Below are 19,595 nucleotides of genomic sequence, written 5' to 3' on the forward strand. Positions count from 1 at the left end.
CCGACCGGGCTGCCCGTCCGGCACCGGGCGGTCGGCCTGCGGGTCGAGCACCTCCAGGATGTGCAGTTCGGTCAGCACATGGTGCACCGAGCCCTCGGCGTACGCGCACTGGTAGCCGAGCGGCCCGAGGTCGGTACTGCCGTAGGCGGCCGAGCGGATCACCTCTACCCCGAAGTCCGCCTCCAGCGTGCGGCGTTGCTCCGCGGTGAAGTGCTCACCGCCGTAGAACACCTTGCGTATCCCGCCGTACGGCCGGAGCAGGTCGGCCTGCGAGTGGAACAGCTGCCACAGGTACGACGGCATGCCGAAGACGGTGTTCACCCGGTACTCGATCAGCGCCTCGGCGATCGCCCGGTGGTCGGACCCCGCGGCGATCGGGATCTGGGTGGCGGTCAACCGCTCCAGGATGGAGAAGAAGCTGATGAAGCTGCCGTACATCCCACCGCAGAAGAACAGGTTCGCCGCCCGGTCGTGCCGTGGATCGAACCCGGCGGCCAGCAGGCCGTGCGCACCGGCGCGCATCTGGGTGTCGTAGTCGTCGTGGGTGAAGACCGACAGCGCGGGCGTCCCCGTGGTGCCGCCGCTGCGGAAGTACAACTGCGCGTCGTCCGGGTCGATGTCGCGCAGCGCGCGCTGTACGCCCGCCTTGTCCAGCAGCGGTCCGCTCGGCGGCGCGGGCGGGATCACCGGGCGCACCAGGTCGTCCAGGCAGGCCACGTCGGCGAACCGGTCGTCCGCCTGCACGCTGACCCGGCGGCTGTAGCGCTGCAGCGCGTACACACCGTCGTGCGGTTCGCCGTGGTAGCTGTCCGGCATCGCGCCGACCGGGGTGACCCGCAGGACCCCGGCCGCGATGGCGGCCCGGGACAGCACCGCGATGTCGGACCTGCCACCGCCGATCGCCGCGGTCTGCAGATAGCGGCGCATCGGCCGCAGCACGGAGGTCATCCGGGCGCGCGGCAGCGGCTTGACCCAGATGCTGCGGTGCAGCGGTGAGGCGGTCAACGCGGGCCGGGAGTCGGCCAGTACCCGCCAGGAACCGTCCTCGGCGGTGATGACCTGGGTCAGCCCCAGATGGCTCTCCAGCCGGGCGACCAGTTCCGTGGTGGTGATCTCGGCCCGGGCGGCCTCGTCGATCCGCGGCACCGGTCGCTCGGCCGACACCTCGCGGAGCACGGCGGCGAACCGCCGGGCGAAGTCAAAGACCTCCTGCGTGTCGTCGGTGTCGAGGTAGACCACCTGCGGGCTGGAGCAGGCCTGTTGCTCGAAGCGGCACACGTCCACCGCCAGCGCGGCCAGCGTCCGCGGATCGGCCCACACGTCGCGGGTCAGATAGCCGAACGAGATCCTGTGGCCCCATTCGACCAGTCGGCAGCCCGCCGGAACGTGCGCGGCCACCCCCTCGACGGCCGCCTCGCCGCCCCAGACGGCCACCGCGTCCGCGGCGGCGCAGATGTCCCGCAGCCACTCCTGCCGCGACGACGGGAAGCGCAGCGCGATCAGCCGGGACGCGATGGCGCCGGTCGGGTCGGCGGCGGCCAGTTCGGCCAGCAGGAGTTGGGCGAGCGCGGTGTCACCGCTGCTGGTCTTGAGCACGTTGACGTTGCCCGCGAGCAGCCCCTCGATCACGCTCAGCGGGGCCACGCCCGCCGAGTTGCCCGGTGCGATGTGTACCACCAGGCCGACCGGCGCCCACGCCTCGAACACCGTGCTGCGCGCGTCCGGGCGGGTCAGCCGCTCCGGCGCGGGACCGCCCAACTCCCGGCGCAGCTTGCGGGTGAGCGCGGTACGGCTGACGGCCTCGGCGATCTCGGTGAGCACCGCGTCCGCCTCCGCGGCGTCCGTACCGGCGTCGAGCAGTGGCTGGGCCAGCCGGGCGCGTACGCCACGCGCCCGGTCGCGCAGCGCGGTGCTGAGCGCGTCGCAGGCGGCCAGCACGGTGTCGGTGTCCAACGGCTCGGCCAGCGCCGCCTCCACGACGGCCGGAAGGTCGACAAGTCGCTTGGCGGCTTCGTCGTCGCCGATGAACTCCCCCTGCCAGAAATGCACGTCGCCGGTCACAGCACCTTCTTGTTCGCTTCTCCGCCCGCGCGGCGTGGGTGCGGGCATCGATGTTTCCTGCGGCCCGGCGGCCGCGCGTGCGTCGCTCGCAGCGCCTTCTTGTTCGCTCCTCCGCCCGCGCGGCGTGGGTGCGGGCATCGTTGTTTTCTGCGGCCCCGCGGCCGCGCGTGCGTCGCTCGCAGCGCCTTCTTGTTCGCTTCTCCGCCCGCGCGGCGTGGGTGCGGGCATCGTTGTTTTCTGCGGCCCCGCGGCCGCGCGTGCGTCGCTCACGCCATTCCCTTCAGCAGTTCCGCCGCCGCGACCGCGCAGCTGCGGTTGCGGCTCAGTCCGGCGCGCCCGTGGATGGTGAACCAGTCGGTGCCCAGCGGGCAGTCGCACGCCTCGCCGGGCTGGAGCGAGGCCAGGTCGCCCATCACGACGCTGTGCGCCGGAACGGAGGTGATGTACGGGGAGACCAGGTGCAGATATCCGCGCTGGCCGTACGGCAGTTGCTCCAGCGTCTCCGTGGAGCGCACGGCCGCCCGCGACCACACCGGGACGTGCAGCCGGTGGCGTTTGCACTCCACGTACGGCACGCAGTGCTCGACGGAACCGTAGGTGTCGCGGATCCGCTCGCCGGGGATGCCCAGTTGGTCGGTGACGGCCGCGTAGAACAGGTCCTTGGGGATCTGCCGGTCGGCATGCCCCTTCCAGCCGCCGCCGAGCACCACCAGCGAGTCCTCGGGCAACCGCAGTGCGGGCAGGCCCAGTTCGCGCATCCGCTCCAGCGTGAAGTGCAAGAACGCGGGAAAGCCCAGGATCCGTACCGGCAGCCCTTCGTCCGCGTAGCGCTGGAGCGCGCCCAGCACACCGAAGACATCGAACTCATGGCCGCGGCCGGTGTGCTTCAGCGCGTACGTCACCTGCCGGGCGGGCGCGAAGTCACACAGGTAGTTGTCGGTGAACGAGGTGCCAAGGCGCATCTCAGGCGCCGGTTGGTAGCTGTACAGCAGGTAGTTGACCGGCTGGTCGGGGGTGATCCAGCCGTAGAAGTCGAAGATCCGGGCGACCATGCGCTGTGCCGCGCGGATGGTCCACTCGTCGAAGAACATCTGCGACTTCTGACCGCTGGTACCGGACGAGGTCAGATGGAGGAACACCTCCTCGCGCGGGATGGACAGCACCTCGTGCAGCTTGAAGAAGTTGGCGTGCACCAGCGGGGCGAGGTCGCCCGGCGGGGTGTCCGCGAGCAGCGAGCGGAAGAACGGCGAGCGCTCCGCGTGCCAGGCGTTGGCCTCGGCCATGGCGGTGGCGAACAACTCGTCGGCGTCCGTCGCGTACGGGTCGGCCAGGTCGCACAGCCGCTGTACGTGGGGCAGCGCCGCGGGGTCGGGGACCTCGACGGGGGCCAGGTGCGGGTTCGGTGGATTGGCGGGGGTCATGAGACAACCTCGGGAAGGGGCAGATACGTCGAAGTCCAGGCCGTCAGATAGGCCGTGAGGTACGGCTGGAGCACACCGTCGGCCGTGACGTCGCGGAAGTCGATCTGGCGGCTGGTGCGGGAGAGCACCACATAGTCGTGGAACCGGTCAGCGGCCCGGCGCATCGCCGGATACACCGCGGCCGGAACGAATCCCTGGGCCAGGAAGGCGGCGAGACCGGCGGTGTCGGCCAGTGGAAGCAGCGCCTCCACATAGTCCGCACCGGCTCGTGCCACCGCGTCCATCAGCGGTTCCAGCGCGTCGGTGGCCGCGCCGAGGTGCGGATGCACCGCGAGCAGCGCGCAGCTTCCGGCCGCCCGGTCCAGCTGCGCGTACACCTCGAAGCGGCCGTCACCGGGCAGCAGTACGGCGTTCGGCGTGTGCAGCGGGAAGAACCGGCTGGCCGGGTCGGGGTAGAGCTCCAGGAACCGGCGCCGTACGAAACCGGGCGCGTCGAGCAGTTCGAAGTCGGCCCCCGAACGCCTGGTTCGACGCGGCGAGTTGGGCTCAGCCGGTGTGACGGCCACCGTGCCGAAGCCGATGCCCGTGCTCTCCTCGCAGGCGCGCAGCAGTGGGCACAGCGCCCGCGGCACCTTCGCCACCGGCTCCCGGCGGCTGAGCACCCCGTCGGCGTAGCGGACGAACAGCGCCAGGCTCTCGCAGCCCTCCACCTCGGCCGCGTTGGGCATCAGGCCGACCGGCTGGAACCCGTTGCGCAGCACCACGTTCCGCGGGCCTCGGGTGACCATGCGGACCGTGGCGTACACCGAGTCCACCGCGCCGCCGTCGAACGCCGCCGCGCACACCGATCCGGTCAGCTGTCCGGCGAGCCCGGCCTGGCGGTGCGCGGGGTGGACGGCGAGGCCGACGAGCTTGCCGACCCGGGTGCCGGGATCGGTCTGGACGACCGCGGAACCGGCCAGTTCGCCGGTGCCGGTACGGGCGGTGAGCCAGTGGGTGTCCGGGTCGGCGATCAGCCGCCGCATGACCGCCGGGTCGCTGCCGAGGGCGACCGGGTAGCCGTGCCCGTAGACGTCGAAGTACAGCTGCCGCAGCTCGGCGATGTCGCGCGGTGTCGCCGGGGTGAGCGTCATGGCCGTCACCGTTCACCCGCCAACGCCATGGCCGCCTCCAACGGCTGGTCGTCCTCGACGGGTTCCCCCTGCTGGCGGCCGCCCAGCAGCCACAGCGCGAGGGCCGCCGGGACCAGTCCGGCCGCCTGGACCAGGCACAGCGAGCGCGGCGAGAAGTGGTCGCCGAGGAAGCCGAACACCAGCGAGGAGACCGGGAACGTCGCACCGAGCAGGGCCTGCATGGCGGCGAAGAACACCGGCTTGTCCGCGGTGGGTACCAGCCGCTGGAACAGCGCCACGAAACGCACCCCGACCGCACCCACACACCATCCGGCCACCACCAGTGCGCCCGCGACCGCGCTCTGGCTCGCGATCGCGCCGGGCAGCCCCAGCGCGGCGGCCATCGCCACCAGGCACACGCCGCCGGTGGTCGCCGGACCGCCGGGCAGCCGTCGGCCGGTGAACGATCCCACCAACGCGCCGACGCCCAGGACGGATTCGAAGGTGGCGACCGTGCTGCCGTCGGAGTGCAGCACCGAGCGCGTGTAGAGCGGCATCACCACATAGACGGACGTCGTGAACAGGTTGGCCGCCGTCAGGCACAGCAACACCCAGCGCACCAGCGGGTGTCCGGTGAGCACCTGGCGCAACGTACGCCGCTCGACGGTGCCTTGCTCCTCGTCCGGCCCCGCCGCCACGGCTCCCGCGAAGCGGGCCAGGCCGAGCAGTGCGGCCGCCGCGAGATACGCTCCGGCGCACCCGGCGAGCACCGCGGGGAAGCCCCCGGCGTCCACCACCAGCGGCCCCAGCAGACCGCCCGCGAGCCCGGCGAGCGACTGGGTGGACAACTCGAACCCGGTGGCCGCCTCGATGTCCGCGTCGTCCACCAACTCCGGCACCGACGTGGTCAGACACGGGTCGAACAGGGCCTGGCAGGCCGCCAGCACCAGCGCCGCCGCGTACGCCACCACCAGCGGCAGCGCGTGCAGCCAGGCCCATGCCGCCACACCCGCCGCGGCCACCCCCGCCACCGCCGCGGAAATCCGCAGCACCTCCCGGTGCGGGCACCGGGCGATCACCCGGGCCACCAGCGGGGCCAGCGCCACCGCGGGCAGGGTGCTCACCGCCAGGAAGGCGCCGGAGGCCAGCCCCCGGTCACCGCCGACGGCGTAGCCGACCAGCCACCACACGGCACCGACCTGGAACATCCGGTTCGCCGCCTGGGTGAGCACCTGGGCGGCCCACACGGTGCCGAACGCCCGGTTGCGCAGCACCAGGGGCAGTCGCCGGGCGCTTGCCGTCGCCGTCATGACCGCGGCCTCTCGTCCAGCACCCGGATCAGCTTGCCGGAACGGGAGTTGACCGCCAGCTCGCCGATGCGGGCCCACTCGACGACCGGCGGATGGATGTGACCGGCCTGTACCGCCTGGCCGTACAGCGGACGGGCCGCGAGCAGCTCCTTGACGATCGCGGCGGCCAAATCCTCCAGCCCGGCGGCCTCCTGGTCGTACGCCAGCCGCAGCACCAGCTCGTCGCGGCCGTCCCGGCGGCGGGCCACCAGCTGCGTGCCGACCACCCGCCCGGCCAGGTCGGCGGCGCTGACGATGTCGTGCACGTCCTGCGTGTAGAGCGACACCGGGCCGATGCGCACGCCCTCCTCGGAGCGGCCGAGGATCCTGAAGTGCCCCGCGTCGGCGTCCACCCACTCGGCGCGGTCGCCGGCGGGGTAGCGAAGGATCGGCATCAGGCGCCGCCGCAGATCGGTCACCACGGCCCGGCCCGGTACACCGTTGACGGTGATCGGCTGGCCGGTGTGCTCGTCCAGGATCTCCATCACGGTGTACGGCGAGAACGGCCGGTGCACCCGGGGGTCGCCGCCGGGCACGGCGGCGCCGAGCAGCCCGGCGTCGACGCTGGCGTAACCGATGGAGCGCGGGAGGGCGTTGGGAAAGGCGCGCGCCAACAACCGGTGCTGGTCGGAGAAGAGGCTCTCGCCGCCGAAGAACAGCAGTTCCACGTGGTGGAGTTGGCGACCGGCGGCGATCAGATGGTCGGCCAGTGAGCACAGGGTGGTCGGCGTACCGGCCACCACGTCGACCTCGAACTCCTCCAGGGTGTGCGCGGTCGACTCCAGCGGCGCCGCGCCGCCGATGGGCAGCCGGACGTTGTCGACGGGGGAGTGCTGGAGAGAGTCCAGGATGAAGGTGTAACTGGCGTACAGCTCGCCCGCGTAGAACAGGTCGGCGACCCGGTGCCCGGGACGCAGCCCGGCCCCGACCAGGTTCTCGCCGAACGCGGTGGTGAATTCTCGCCACTCGTCACGCGTGTAGAAGGAGAATTTCGGCGCCCCGGTGGTGCCACCGCTTTTGAAGACCACCGCTTCCGTGAGCGCCCCGGTCAACAGGCGATTGCCGCGTGGTGAGTTGGCTCGCCAGAACTCGGCCTGCGGCACCACCGGCAGGTCCGTCAGCTCGGCCACCCGATCCGGCAGACCGGCGTAGAGCTCGGAGTAGAACGGTGAGTTGTGACGCGCGAAGCGTATGAGTTCCGTTGTTTGTTGAACGGGCATCGATTCCTGCTTTGTGGCATGCGAAGGAGAGTGACCTCACATGGTTGAGAGATCACTTGACGGATTGCGGTGCCGCCGTACGGGCCGCCTCACACCGGTGGCAGCGGTCCGTCTCCCGTGTTTCGGGAGTATTTCCGGCGGGTGGGGAGCACGCTAGCTGTAGCCGAGGTGACCCCGGCAGGCGAGCAGGCGATTTCCAGCCGGTCGGAGCTGGAAGGAATGCGCCAGGTAAAAGGTTGAATTCTGGCCAACTCGCGGTACGCGCGGGCCGTTTGATGTCCCCACAGTGCAATAACGGTACCACCCCTTCCGGTCCCATTCCGCACTGCGGCCGTGGGCTGCGGGTATACCGCTGTCCCGGAACCGTGGTATGAGCGGGGCCTGCCGGAAAGCCCTCCGGCCCGCCCCGAATGAACGGGACGGGCCGGAGGGGGACGGGCAGTTGGATCAGCGCCAGGTGTCGTTCAGCGTGACCGATGATCCCGAAGCGCCGGTCGTGTACGAGCGGTTGGGATCGCTTTCCCAGGTGACGCTGCCGTCCGGGTTCTTCTTGATGTACTTGTACTGGACAGTGGTGTTCGCCGGAAGCGGGACCGTGCCGCTCCACACCGGATAGGACGCCGAGGACAGCGCCACCGACTTGGCCGGGTCCCAGGAGCCCAGCGCCGGAACGGAGCCCACGACGAACACGTTCTGGCCCCAGTACGTGGTGGCGTTCTCGTCGAAGGTGACCGAGACCTGGTTCGGCGGGCCGCCGCCCGCGTACCGCTGGGCCACGACCGCCGGGGTGTCCACCGTCTTGCCCGCCGAGATGTCGACGGCCAGCCGCACGTACTGCGCCATGGTCCACATCAGCGGGGTCGCGGAGTTGTCCGGCTGCCCCTGGGTGAAGCCGTCCGCGCTGGCACCGGGCCAGATCTGCTCGGAGATCTGGTAGCCGGTGTTGGCCGCGTTGGCCATCGAGCCCAACATGGCCTGGGCGCCCGCCAGATCACCGGTCTGCACGTCGTACTCGCCGCGCTCCCCGCTGAGCACCGGCCACGGCCGCCCGAGGCCCGCGCCCGTGTAGTCGCCACCGGACGAGGTCTCCCCGTAGCCGTCGTGGTTGTAGCGGCCCCAGTAGGTGCCGTAGCCGGGGACGGCCGTCTTGATAGTGGCGTCGACGGCCGCCAGCGAGTTGGTGATCTGCTGCGACGACGCGGGCTTCACCCCGAGCCGGGACAACTCCAGGAAGCCCTGGTCGACGACGGCCCGTTCGTCGTAGGTGCCACCGTTGTTGGAGATGGTGACGGTGTCGCCGTTGTTGGGATTGCCGTTCGGGGTGATCCGTACGTAGTACGAGCCACCGGCGATCGAGCCCGTGGTGGTGTACGTGTCGGAGTCCACCGCTGTCTGGAAGGCGTCGGCCTTGGCCAGATAGGTGGCCGCGTCCGAGGAGTCCCCGTTGGCGGTGGCTAGCTGCGCGGCACACACCAGACCGGCCACCTCGGCGGCCATCGTGGACGGGGAGTAGCCGCCGTTCTCCTCCCACCGCTCCTGGCCGGTGGCCGGGCCGTTGCTGACGAGGTAGTCGGCGAGCAGCTTCACCTTGGACCACGTGGCGGCGTCGGTCCTGCCCAACTGGTAGGCGAGCACGATGGGGAAGGCGACCTGGTCCTCCTGGACCCCGCCCCACTCCTGGGTGCCGTCCAGCCAGCTGTTCTGCTTCACATAACCGCTGGACGTCTCTTCGTAGTTGAGGACGTAGCTCAGCGCGTCGTTGGCGTCGGCGGTGTCACCGGCCGCCAGCAGGGCGGTGGCCATCTGGTACTCGTCGCGGGTCCACACCAGGTGGTAGCCGTGCGCCCCCGCGCTGTTGGCGCTCACGCTCCCGCCCCACGGGGTGAGCGGCGCCGCGACGAAGCCGCCGACGTGGGTCTTGTCCTCGTCCGCCTTCACCTCCATCAGCGAGACCTCGTACTGCTGCTTGAGCTTGGTGTCCGAAGCCACCGACGCGGGCGGTGCGTTGAGGCCGCCGAGCCAGTTGTGCCAGCCGGACCGAAAGCCGCTCTCGGCCGTGTCGAAGCCCGCGCCCAGCGAGGCGGAGGCGTCGCTGACCGCCGCACCGGTGCTGGTGTCGAAGGCCAGGGCGAGGGTGAAGGTGGTGCTGCCGCTGGCGGCCACCGGGATCTGGGCGGTCTGCGCGATGTGTCCCGCGGTCGGCGCGCTCTGCCCCGGTGTGGTGAGTTGGTGACTGGCGGTCAGCTCGCTGGCGCCGTCGCTGGTGGTGCCCGCGTAGCCGGTGGAGGACGCGGTGAAACCGGTGGACGACGCCAGCGCGCTCGCCACCGAGCCGTTCGCCGCCGTCAGATCACCACTGGTGTCGGTGGACCCCGTGTTGCCCATGCCCTCGTTGCCCAGCGCCGGGTTGTACTGCGCGTACAGCGACAACGGGCTGCTGGAGAGGTTCTGGAACGTGGTGCGCACCAGGACGACCGAACGGTCCGGGTCGGCGACATACGTCTTTGTGATCTTGTACTTGCCGTTGGTCGCGGTGTTGGTCTGTTGCCACTCCAATGACGTGGGATCGACGAGCGAGACCGCGTGGCTGGTGTTCGCCACCTCGTTGTCGGTGAACGACGAGCCGTCCGTGACGTAGTACTGGAGCCCGAAGGTGTCCGGGGTGTCGGGCTGCGGATAGAACACGTTCTGCAACTCGCCGTCGCCGATGGTGTACCAGATCTTCGACTGGGCGGACAGCGCGTTGGCGAAGCCCTGCACGTGCGGCTCGTTCCAGTACGCGTTCGCACCGGGTGCGCCGGGCGCCGGTGCGGCGACCGCGCTGCCCGCGGAACCGGCGAGCACGGCGGCGGCCAGCGTGACCGCGGCGGTGAGCAGTGACGTTCTGCGCGGCAGCGGGGCGCTACGCGGCCGGGACGGTGATCTGCCGGGTGGTCTGGTGGGCTGGCGGGGTGGCCGCTTGCTCGACTTGTCGAACATATCGCTGCACTTATGCCTTTCGGTCGCCAGGGGTGGGGGACCTCGCACGACGTCAAACGTGATCGAGGCGCCGCAGGGCGCGCCACCGCCCCAAGGGTGCTGGAACGGGCGCTGTGTGAGCCTCCTTCGACGACGCGTACCTGTCAAGATTTCAAACAGTGGTCGTCTGGGCGCGGTTGCGGTGTTCAAGCGGTGAAGACGGCGTCGGTCGTCACCGAAGTGGCGGCCTCCCGGGTGCGGGGCGGCAGGGTGCCACTTAGTGTGACGGCATGGGTCCCGTCCGGTCACGATCACCGCTGTCCGGCATGCTGGCACGGCGCGGACCGGGCGGCGTCTGGATCATCGTGCTGGCCGTGCTCGCCGTGGTGGCGCTGGTGCTCGCCGCGCTCGCGTACGCGGCCACCCTGCCGTACGCGCCGTACGACCCGCCCTCCGACTCCCGCGACCCCCGGCCCGACCTGCGCCGCTACTACCAGCAGACACTCAGCTGGACGCACTGCGGCCGACACGGGGTGAGCGGCGGCGTGCGAACGCCTGCCGCCGTCTCCGCCATGCGGTGCGCCCGGCTGAAGGTGCCGCTGGACTACTCCGCCCCGGCCAAGGGCACCCTCACGCTCGCGGTGAGCCGCTTCGGGGCCAGCGGCGGACGGCACCGGCTGGGCTCGCTGGTGTTCGGCTTCGGCGGCCCCGGCGGATCGGGTGTGGACCAACTCGCCGCTCACATCGGCGGTTTGGCCCGGCTGCGGCAGTCGTACGACCTCATCGGCCTGGACCCGCGCGGCTGGGGCCGCAGCCACCCGCTCACCTGCACTGACCCGCGAGGCGCGGCCCCCGTCGCGGCATCGGCCGACACGGCCGCGCCGGGCGACGCCGACCCGGTGGACGACGCGGCGGTGCAACTGCGCACCGAAGCACAGCAGTACGCGGATCACGCCCGCGACTGCGCGCGGCTGTCCGGTCCGATGCTGCCCTACGTCGGAACCACCAACATCGCCCGCGACCTGGACGTGCTGCGGCAGGCCCTGGGCGACCGCAAGCTCAACTACTTCGGAACGTCCTACGGTTCGCAACTCGGCGCCGTCTACGCCCACCAGTTCCCGCACCACACCGGCCGCTTCGTGCTCGACGGCATCGTCGACCCCACCTCGGACACCAAGCGGACGGCGCTCGCCAGGGCCAACGAGGACGAACGCGGCATCCGTGACTTCCTCACCGACTGCCTGCGGCGACACGGTGCCGAGTGCCCCTTCCACGGCACGGTGGACACCGCCGAGGCCCGGCTGCGCCGCGCTTACGACGCGCTGGACGGCCATCCGCTGGCGGTACGTGGCGCCGTACTCGACCAGCAGACCTTCAGTCACGCCCTCGCGGACTCCGTCTTCGACCAGGGTGAATGGCATGCGCTGCGGTCCGCGCTGCGCGCCCTCGTGATCCGCCGTGACGCCCTGCCGCTCGCCCGGCTCGGCGGCGCGACCGGGCCGGGCGGCGCCGGTGTGACCCGGCGGGTCGCGGCCGGTGACCCTCCGGCCGACAACGCGTACGCGGCGAGCCTGGCCGTACGGTGCCGGGACTCCGCCGACCGCTACACCCCGCAGGAGGCGCAGGCGGTACTGCCCAGCCTGGTGCGGGCCGCGCCGATCCTCGGCCCGTTGGGCGTGCACGAACTGCTGGCGTGCACCGGATGGGTCGGCGGCGGGGACGACTCCTGGCGTGACGTACGGGCCGGGGGCGCGCCGCACATCCTGATGGTGGCGACGGCCACCGACCCGGTCACCCCGCACGGCGGTGCGCGACGGATGGCGGAGGCGACCGGTGTCGGCGTGGTGCTCACCTACCGGGGGCAGGGCCATGGCGCCTACCGGCTCAGTGAATGCGTTCGGCAGCGGGTGGACCGGTTCCTGCGCACCGGTCTGATGCCCGCGGACGGTAGTACCTGCGACTGACTCAGCGCACCATGACGCGGTACACATCGGAAGCCGCGCTCGGTTGGAGGCGCTTGTGCCAGTCCTCGAAGAGCACGCCGCGGAACTCGTAGATCCCGCGACGCGCCGCCTTCACGTCCATGGTGACGCTGCCGCCCGAGACATCACCGCCCCTGGCGCACCTGAGGTTGTGCCATGCCTGGTGTCCGGTGCGCTCCTGGACGCAGAACCGCTTGAAGAAGTAGTCGTCGTTGTCCCCGCTGCCCTTCAGATGGATCCGGGCGTGCACCGTCCATGTGGGTGGACGGTGCGCGGCCCCGCCGAGAACTCGATGTCGGACTTGGCGGAGGCCGTCGCGGCCGCCAGGCCCAGCGCCGAGGCGCCTGCCAGGGCGACGACGACGCTGCGCGTCGCCAGCCGGTTGAGTCGGCTCATGGTGTGCGTTCCCCCTTGCTCAGAAGGTCGGTCGTACCGGTGGTACGACTGAAAGATGGCGGAACGCCAACTTCCGTTGCCTCACCACGGCGTGAGGGTGAGGGTGAGTCCCGTGGGCGCCGTGTCCTGGATATAGCTGGCGAACCCGGCGACATCATCGAAGGCGAAGCCGTACGCCTTGCCGTCCACCGTGGCCGAGTGCACCGCCTTCGCGTAGTGGTTGGTGGTGTCGGCGGTGTAGAACGCCCTGGCGTCCGTGACCGGCTGGTTGTGCTGGGCGGCGAGCACCGAACGGTTGAACCCGGCGCCCAGGACCGCCGCGACCGGCCCCGTCGTACCGTCGTTGGGAGCGGCCAGCGCACCGTCGCAGAACAGTACGTCACGGGTGGACGGGCGGGAGAAGGAGACCGGACGCGGGCCGTTGAACGTGAGCGCGTCACCGCTGACCCGGCCGGTGAACGTACCGGAGTTGACGGTGACCGTCAGATCCGTGCCGCGGTAGGTGTCCCAGACCTGGTTGACGTACGCGTCGTAGTACGAGGGGGAGAACAGCCCCGCGTCCAGTCCGTGCCCCGGGGCGATGACGCGCAGCTTGTTACCGACGACCAGCTTGTCGAAGCCGGGCGCGGCGGCCACCGCCGAGAAGACGGCGTCACGCCCGCCGGGCCGGATCGTTCCGGTGCTCTGGTCGGCCGCACCGGTCAGCCGCAGGGAGAGCGGCACGCTGAACTGGTCGACGGCCGTGGTGTTGCAGTACATCCCGCCGCTGTTGAACGTGAACTCCGAAAAGTCGTGCAGGACCCGGTAGTTGGGGTCGGACGACACCCAGCCCGCCGGGTACTGGAGCGCGGGACGCCCCGCGCCGTCGGCGACCGCCTTGAACCTCAACTTGTCGCCCAGGGCGACGTAGATCCGGCCGGACATCCTCGGCAGCGTGAGCCGGGTGTCCCCGGAGGCGGCCAGCGGGATGGCGTAGTCGGTGTACCCGTCGGACCCGTTGTCGCCCAGCGACACGGGGGTCAGCGTGCCGTCCGGCTTGACGTAGCACTGCTTGCCGGTGGCCAGGTCGGTGCCCACGATGTAGAGCCGCACCGAAGTGTTGGCGTAGTTCCCGGAGTTGTTCACCACGGTGAGCGGCAGGCCGCTGCCCGCCGCCGACCCGGCGAACGCACGAGAAGTGAAGATTCCGGCGGCGGGTATGGTCGCTCCCGCCAGCCCGAGAAGAAACGATCGTCGCTTGACCATGGCTCATTCCCTGAGGTGTGGGGGGTGTGACGGCCACTCATGTGGGGTGAGTGGAAGCCACGTTCAGGTTCTGACCCGAAGCCAAGCAGAAATGGTGTAGTCCTTTCAAGAGGTGTGCGCGGCGGGGCTCTTCCTCAGCCCGCGCTAGTCTTCGCTCCGTGGCATCAGGTCCTGGGCGACCTGGCGGGCGACAGCGAGGATGTCCGGGTCGGGGATGGCGAGGTCCTGGGCGGCGAAGCCCGCCATGTTGACGCTGAACAGGGCCATTCGGGCGCGCAGTTGGTCGGCCGGTGTGGCGTCCGGGCCGAGGAGGAGCTCGACCAGTTCGGCGATTCGGCCCTTCACGCCGCCGCGGTCGGGGGCCAGGTCGCGGATGACGTGCTGGTTGGTGGTGGCGAACCGGGCGATCTGCAGGCCGCGTCGGCCCGTCATGCCCACCCAGCGGGTCAGCAGTTCCTCCCGCAGCGCCGCGCCGCGAGGCTGGGTGCGGCCCCAGGCCAGTAGCTCCTCGAACTCCTCCATGTACTCATCGAACAGCGAACGGATGATGTCTTCCTTGCCCGCGAAGTGGTAGTACAGCGCGGCCTTGGAGATGTCCAGGCGCTCGGCGATCTCCCGCATCGAGGTCGCCTCGTAACCGTTGTCGGTGAACAGTTCGAGCGCGATCTCCTGGATCTCCGCCTTGGTGTCGCTGCCCTTGCGCCGCCGCTCTGTCATCTCGTGCCTCATTTCTCGTCCGTCGCCCTCGATCTTCCCTCATCGTCGGCCGCACTTGCCGACCGGTCGGTAAGTAAGTTAGTGTCTCGCTTGCCGCTTACTGACCGGACGGTAAGTGACGGCTTCGGATCCCATCGAACCCCTGGACGGACTTCATGGCTAAGGACACCGTGGCGGGCGTGCCCGGCGCAGCGCCCGAACACGTTCGGTTCAGCGGCCGTCAGATCCTCGTCGCCATGAGCGGCCTGGTCATCGCGATGCTGCTGGCCCAGCTCGACAACATGATCGTGGCCCCGGCGCTGCCGACGATCGTCGGCGATCTCGGCGGTCTCAACCACCTGGCCTGGGTCACCACCGGCTACATCCTGGCCTCGACGGTGGCCACCCCGCTGTGGGGCAAGCTGGGCGACCTGTACGGGCGCAGGTCCAGCTTCATGTCCTCGATCGTGATCTTCCTGATCGGCTCCGCGCTGTCCGGTATGTCGCGGAACATGGCCGAGCTGATCGGTTTCCGCGCCCTACAGGGGCTGGGCGCCGGTGGTCTGATGGTCGGCGTGATGGCGATCATGGCCGACCTGGTGCCGCCGCGTGAGCGCGGCAAGTACACCGGCGTGATCATGGCTGTGATGCCGGTGGCGATGATCGGCGGCCCGCTGGTGGGCGGCTTCATCACCGACCACCTGACCTGGCGCTGGGCGTTCTACGTCAACCTGCCGCTGGGCGTGATCGCGCTGGTGGTGTGCTGGTTCACCCTGCGGCGGCTGCCCACCGGCAGCGGGGCGGCGCGCGTCGACTGGAGCGGCGCCGCGCTGCTGACCCTCTGGATCACCGCCCTTGTGCTGATCACCAGTTGGGGCGGCAGCCAGTACGCGTGGGGCTCCTGGCAGATCGCCGCGCTCGGCGTCGTCACGGCGGTGGCCTTCGCGGCGTTCGTCGCCGTGGAACGGCGGGCGGCGGACCCGATCATGCCGTTGAACGTGTTCAAGGACACCAACTTCTCGCTGGCCGGTGCGCTCAGCTTCATCTCCGGCTTCGCGCTGTTCGGCGGGGTGACGTTCCTGCCGCAGTTCCAGCAGTTCGTGCAGGGCGCCTCGGCCACCAACAGCGGTCTGCTGCTGATGCCCATGATGATCGCCGTCATGGCCGTCTCCCTGGTGGGCGGCGCCCTGATCACCAGGACCGGCCGCTACCGCGCCCTGCCGATCATCGGCAGCGCCCTGGTCGTCGTCGGCCTCGGGCTGTTCGCCACCATGGGCGCGCACACCTCCAGCACCACCACCTCCCTCTACATGGTGGTGCTCGGCGCGGGCATGGGCGGACTGCTCCAGACCACCTCGCTCATCGCCCAGAACAGCGTGCCGCCGCGCGACATGGGCGCCGCCACCGGCGCGTCGACCTTCCTGCGCAACATGGGCGGTTCCCTCGGCGTCTCCCTGCTCGGCGCCGTCTACACCACCCGCCTCAGCGACTACCTGGCCGCCCACGGCGCCACCCCCGGCCACCACACCGGCTCCGCGGCCCAGATGACCCCCGCAGCACTGCGCGCCCTGCCGGAGGCGGCCCGCCAGTTGTTCCAGGGCGCGGTGGTCAACGGCATCGGCGCGATCTTCACCTGGGGCGCGGCGATCGCCGCCGTGGGCTTCGTCCTCGCCTGGTTCATCCGCCATGTCCCGCTGCGCGGGGCGGCACCCCGGCCGGTCGAGTCCGCGGCGGCGGACGAGCGGGCGCCGCTGACCGTCTGACCCGCACGTTCGGCCCCACCGCGGCAGCGGTAGGGCCGTCGTGCTGTCAGCGGCTGGCGTAGACGTCCTCCACATAGCGGCCGTGGTCCACCAACTCCCGCCACCAGCGCTCCGCCTCCGCCGCGTCCGCGCCCGTGTGGTGCGCGTACAGGCGCTGGAACGCGGCGCGCACACCGGGGGCCATCCGGGCGCCGTCGCCGCAGACGTACACCTTGGCGCCGGAGTCGAGCAGTCGCCACACCTCGTCGGACTCGGCGGCGATGCGGTCCTGCACGAACCGGCAGTCGTTCACAGGGGCCTTGAAGAACGTCGGCCGCATCGACACCGCGCCCGAAGCCTGCGCGCCCTCCAGTTCCGCGCGGTGCAGGTAGTCGACGTCCGGGTGGTCACAGCCGAAGTAGCACAACGCCGGTGCCAGCGCGGCCCCTTGGCGGACCAGGGCGAGCCGGTCGGCTATCGCGCCGCGGAACGGCGCCAGACCGGTACCGGCGCTGACCATGATGACCGGAGTCTCCGCGCCGGGCTCGACGCGGAAGGAGTCACGGCACGGCTGGACCCGCGCGTACACCGTGTCCCCGGGCCGCACCCGGTGCAGATACGCCGAGCCCACGCCCTGGAAGGTGCCGCGTCCGGACCTGGCCGGAGCGCTGAGCAGGGAGACCATCAGGTCCACATGGCGCGCGTCGGCGGCGGGCGAGGAGGACACCGAGTAGTGGCGCGGACGCATCGCGGGCAGCAGCTCCAGCAGCACGGGCCAGCTCAGGCGGCCGTGCAGGGCTGGGTGGTCCTCGATCACGTCGAGCAGCCCGGCGTCCGTCCCCTCGGCGGCCAGCCGCCGCAGCGCGGCCTGCTCGGGCGGGCACGGGTTGAGGTCGGCCAGCAGGGCGAGCTGCCGGGCGGTGGGGGAGTCCTGCAACTCCACGTAACGGCTGAGGAGTTCGAAGGCCGAAACCGGCCGGTCGAGGGGGAGCGTGCCGCGGTTGGGCCGGTGCGCGCGGATGTTCAGCAGCGTGGCCGGGGCGGCGCCGAACAGTCGCAGCGCCCGCTCGACCAGTTCCGGGTCGTTGACCGGCAGCACGGTCAGGTGATCGGCGGTCCGGTAGCCAACGCCCTCGGGCAGCGCGAGGCGCACGAAGCGCTTCGAGCGGCCCAGCGGGTGCCGCAGATCCGCGAGGTCGCCGGTCTCCACCACGGTCATCGGGACCATCCCGTGCCGCTCGGCGAGCGCGTCCAACGGCGCGCCGACCACCTCCGTCACCTGGTACGTGTGGCCGGGGTCCGAAGACGTGTCCGGGGCCGCGTCCGGGTCGCCGTACCGTTCCAGCAGTGTGCGGCGCAGCGCCGAGGTGAAACGTTCCACGGAGCCCGCCAGATCCCCGGACGCGTCGGCCTCGGCGCGCGGCAGCAGCCTGGTGCCGCCGAGCTCCGCGAGCCGGGCGTCGATCAGGGTGGGCACCCGCTGGTACGTGGCCGCCCAGTTGCGGTCGCCGACCCCCAGGACCGCGAAGCGCACGCCCTCGGCGGCGCCCTGTTCGGCGTTGGCCAACCATCCGACGAACGCGTCCGCGTCGTCGGTGGGCTGGCCGTTGTAGGAGGCGGCGACGATGACCAGCGCAGCGTCGGTGGGCAGCGCCGCGGTGCGGTCGTTCAGCGCTGCCACGGTCACCTGGCACCCCAGGTCACCCGCGGCGTCGGTCAGTTGGGCGGCGTACTCGCGGCAGGTGCCGAAGTTGGAACCGTGCAGCACGGTGAGGGAGGTGCCGGGCCTGACCCGGGACGGCAGCCCGGCGTCGGCGGGGGTCGCCGCGGCGGGCTGGCCCACCGCGGGAGAGGCGGCGCGTGTGGTGCGCGGCGCCAGGGCGAGGGTGAAGCCCTCGGGCTTGAGGGTGAGGGTCTCCTTGACGCGCAGTTGGTAGCCGGTGTGGTCCAGGAACCGGTAGCGGTGGATCAGCAGCCCCAGCAGCATGGTGGCCTCGTGCAGCGCGAACTGCCGCCCGATGCAGGCGCGTTCGCCAGTGCCGAACGGCTTGAACGCGTTCGGTGAACGGGCCGCCTCGGTCTGCGGCGCGAAGCGCTCGGGGTCGAACTCCTCGACGTTGTCGCCCCACACCGGGTCGCGGTGCAGCATCGGCGTGAGCACCACCACGCACTGCCCCGCCTTGAGCGGGTACCGCCCGCCGATCACGGTGTCCTCAACGGCTTCGCGCAGGAACGCGGCGGCCGTGGGCCACAGCCGCAACGTCTCGTTGAGCACCTGGCGCACATAGCGCAGCTTGCCGATGTCCTCGAAGGACGGCTCCGGGTCGGCCGCGTCCCCCCACAGCGCGTCCACCTCGGCCTGGGCCAGCCGCAGCACCTGCGGGTTCTTCATCAGGTAGTACAGGGCGAAGGACAGGGTGCCGGAGGTGGTCTCGTGCCCGGCGATCAGGAACGTGATCACCTGGTTCCGGATGTTCGCCTCGTCCAGCAGCTCTCCGCTGACCGGATGCGGCGATCCCAGCATCAGCCCGAGCAGGTCGTCCGTGGAGGTGTCACCGTTGGCCTTCCGCTTGCCGATCACCTCGTCGACCACCTCGGCCAGGAAGGCGGCATCGGCCTGGAACGCCTCGTCCTGCTCCGTGTAGTCGACGCCCGGCACCCGCGCCAGGCGCTCCTGGCTGTGGGCGAGCGCGCGCACCAGGGCCTGGACGAACGGGTGCGGGTCGCTGCGGCGGAAGGACTCGAAGTCGTAGCCGAACCCCGACAGGCCGATGGTGTCCAGTGTCATCCGGGTCATGTCGTCCGCAACGTCCACCGGCAGGCCCTTCGCCAGGCGCTCGTCCCAGGAGGCGATCAGCCGCCGCGCCACCTTGAGCATCGTGGGGTGGTAGGTGCGCATGGAGCCGAGCGCGAACGCGGGCAGGAGGATGTCGTGCGCCTTGGCCCAGTTGGGCTCGTCGTGGTAGGCGGTGAACAGGCCATCGGCGGTGATCCCGCGGACGTTCTCCAACGCGGCCCCGATGCCCTTGCGGAACCGGGACTCGTCCGAGACCTCATCGACCAGCTCCAGCGAGGTGACGAAGGCCGTGTCGCGCTCGTGGAAGCGCTGGGCGAAGAAAGGGCCGTGACGGCGGGCGATGGCGATGGCGCGTTGCAGCGGCGTGCTGGTGGGTTCCGCCGTCGACAGGTCGACGGTGGGCAACTGGAGCTGCGGGTACCCCTGGAGGACTTGGAGCGTGGCAGTGGGCGTGTCGATCATGGCCGATGTCTCTCCCCGTGATGTGGTGCTGTCGCTGACTACGATCGCCGAGTCCGGCAGCGATTCCAGGGGGAGAACTACATGATCGTGTAGTCGCCGGCGCGTGTTTGGGTGGGCGGCGGACGGTGATGTGTGCTACGAGGGAGATCCCTGG

The 19,595-nt window shown here is 70.8% G+C and carries 12 protein-coding genes and 1 pseudogene; 2 read left to right on the top strand and 11 right to left on the bottom strand.

Translation table 11 applies throughout. The features are described from left to right. The 6 genes and pseudogenes from NON19_RS03870 to NON19_RS03895 form a co-directional block, all read right to left on the bottom strand. Window positions 1–2,289 (bottom strand): annotated as a pseudogene (locus NON19_RS03870) (acyl-CoA reductase); the annotation flags it as partial. 38 nt (window positions 2,290–2,327) lie between these two features. Further along, window positions 2,328–3,482: a LuxE/PaaK family acyltransferase gene (locus tag NON19_RS03875; protein WP_255925141.1), complete on the bottom strand. Its 1,155-nt coding sequence runs from the start codon at window positions 3,480–3,482 to the stop codon at window positions 2,328–2,330. Next, window positions 3,479–4,615 (bottom strand): GNAT family N-acetyltransferase, encoded by a 1,137-nt coding sequence (locus tag NON19_RS03880; protein WP_255925142.1) that lies wholly within the window; start codon window positions 4,613–4,615, stop codon window positions 3,479–3,481. Before NON19_RS03880 ends, NON19_RS03875 begins: the two co-directional genes overlap by 4 nt. Before the next feature lie 5 nt (window positions 4,616–4,620). Beyond that, the gene (locus NON19_RS03885; RefSeq protein WP_255925143.1) at window positions 4,621–5,904 is read right to left on the bottom strand and encodes an MFS transporter; all 1,284 of its coding nucleotides are present in this window, start codon (window positions 5,902–5,904) and stop codon (window positions 4,621–4,623) included. After that, window positions 5,901–7,163 carry a phenylacetate--CoA ligase family protein gene (locus NON19_RS03890; RefSeq protein ID WP_255925144.1) on the bottom strand — a complete coding sequence of 421 codons (1,263 nt, stop codon included), beginning with the start codon at window positions 7,161–7,163 and terminating at the stop codon, window positions 5,901–5,903. The genes NON19_RS03885 and NON19_RS03890 overlap by 4 nt, the downstream gene beginning before the upstream one ends. A gap of 447 nt (window positions 7,164–7,610) precedes the next feature. After that, window positions 7,611–10,142, bottom strand: a complete 2,532-nt coding sequence (locus NON19_RS03895) for a glycoside hydrolase family 15 protein (RefSeq protein WP_255925145.1) — start codon at window positions 10,140–10,142, stop codon at window positions 7,611–7,613. Between the two features lie 269 nt (window positions 10,143–10,411). On the opposite strand from NON19_RS03895, the gene NON19_RS03900 reads away from it, so the two are divergent. Continuing rightward, a complete protein-coding gene (locus NON19_RS03900) occupies window positions 10,412–12,085 on the top strand; it encodes an alpha/beta hydrolase (protein WP_255925146.1) in 1,674 nt (557 codons plus the stop codon). Between the two features lies 1 nt (window position 12,086). Here the strand turns inward: NON19_RS03900 and NON19_RS03905 are convergent, their stop codons facing one another. The 4 genes from NON19_RS03905 to NON19_RS03920 all read right to left on the bottom strand — a co-directional run bounded on the left by NON19_RS03905 (window position 12,087) and on the right by NON19_RS03920 (window position 14,461). After that, entirely contained in the window at window positions 12,087–12,353 is a 267-nt protein-coding gene (locus NON19_RS03905; RefSeq protein WP_255925147.1) for a hypothetical protein, read from the bottom strand. Next, window positions 12,332–12,499 carry a hypothetical protein gene (locus NON19_RS03910; RefSeq protein ID WP_255925148.1) on the bottom strand — a complete coding sequence of 56 codons (168 nt, stop codon included), beginning with the start codon at window positions 12,497–12,499 and terminating at the stop codon, window positions 12,332–12,334. Before NON19_RS03910 ends, NON19_RS03905 begins: the two co-directional genes overlap by 22 nt. 81 nt (window positions 12,500–12,580) lie before the next feature. Then, entirely contained in the window at window positions 12,581–13,744 is a 1,164-nt protein-coding gene (locus tag NON19_RS03915) for a glycoside hydrolase family 64 protein (RefSeq protein ID WP_255925149.1), read from the bottom strand. A 144-nt stretch (window positions 13,745–13,888) separates the two neighbouring features. Beyond that, window positions 13,889–14,461: a TetR/AcrR family transcriptional regulator gene (locus NON19_RS03920; RefSeq protein WP_255925150.1), complete on the bottom strand. Its 573-nt coding sequence runs from the start codon at window positions 14,459–14,461 to the stop codon at window positions 13,889–13,891. Between the two features lie 155 nt (window positions 14,462–14,616). Between NON19_RS03920 and NON19_RS03925 the strand changes: the two genes are divergently transcribed. Beyond that, complete coding sequence (locus NON19_RS03925) at window positions 14,617–16,203, top strand: MDR family MFS transporter (RefSeq protein WP_255925151.1); 1,587 nt, start codon at window positions 14,617–14,619, stop codon at window positions 16,201–16,203. 46 nt (window positions 16,204–16,249) lie between these two features. Here NON19_RS03925 and NON19_RS03930 read toward each other — a convergent pair whose 3' ends face one another. After that, the gene (locus NON19_RS03930; protein WP_255925152.1) at window positions 16,250–19,441 is read right to left on the bottom strand and encodes a bifunctional cytochrome P450/NADPH--P450 reductase; all 3,192 of its coding nucleotides are present in this window, start codon (window positions 19,439–19,441) and stop codon (window positions 16,250–16,252) included. Between the last annotated feature and the right edge of the window lie 154 nt (window positions 19,442–19,595).

Origin of the sequence: Streptantibioticus rubrisoli, from assembly GCF_024436055.1 — a bacterium.
Classification (GTDB): Bacteria; Actinomycetota; Actinomycetes; order Streptomycetales; family Streptomycetaceae; genus Streptantibioticus_A; species Streptantibioticus_A rubrisoli.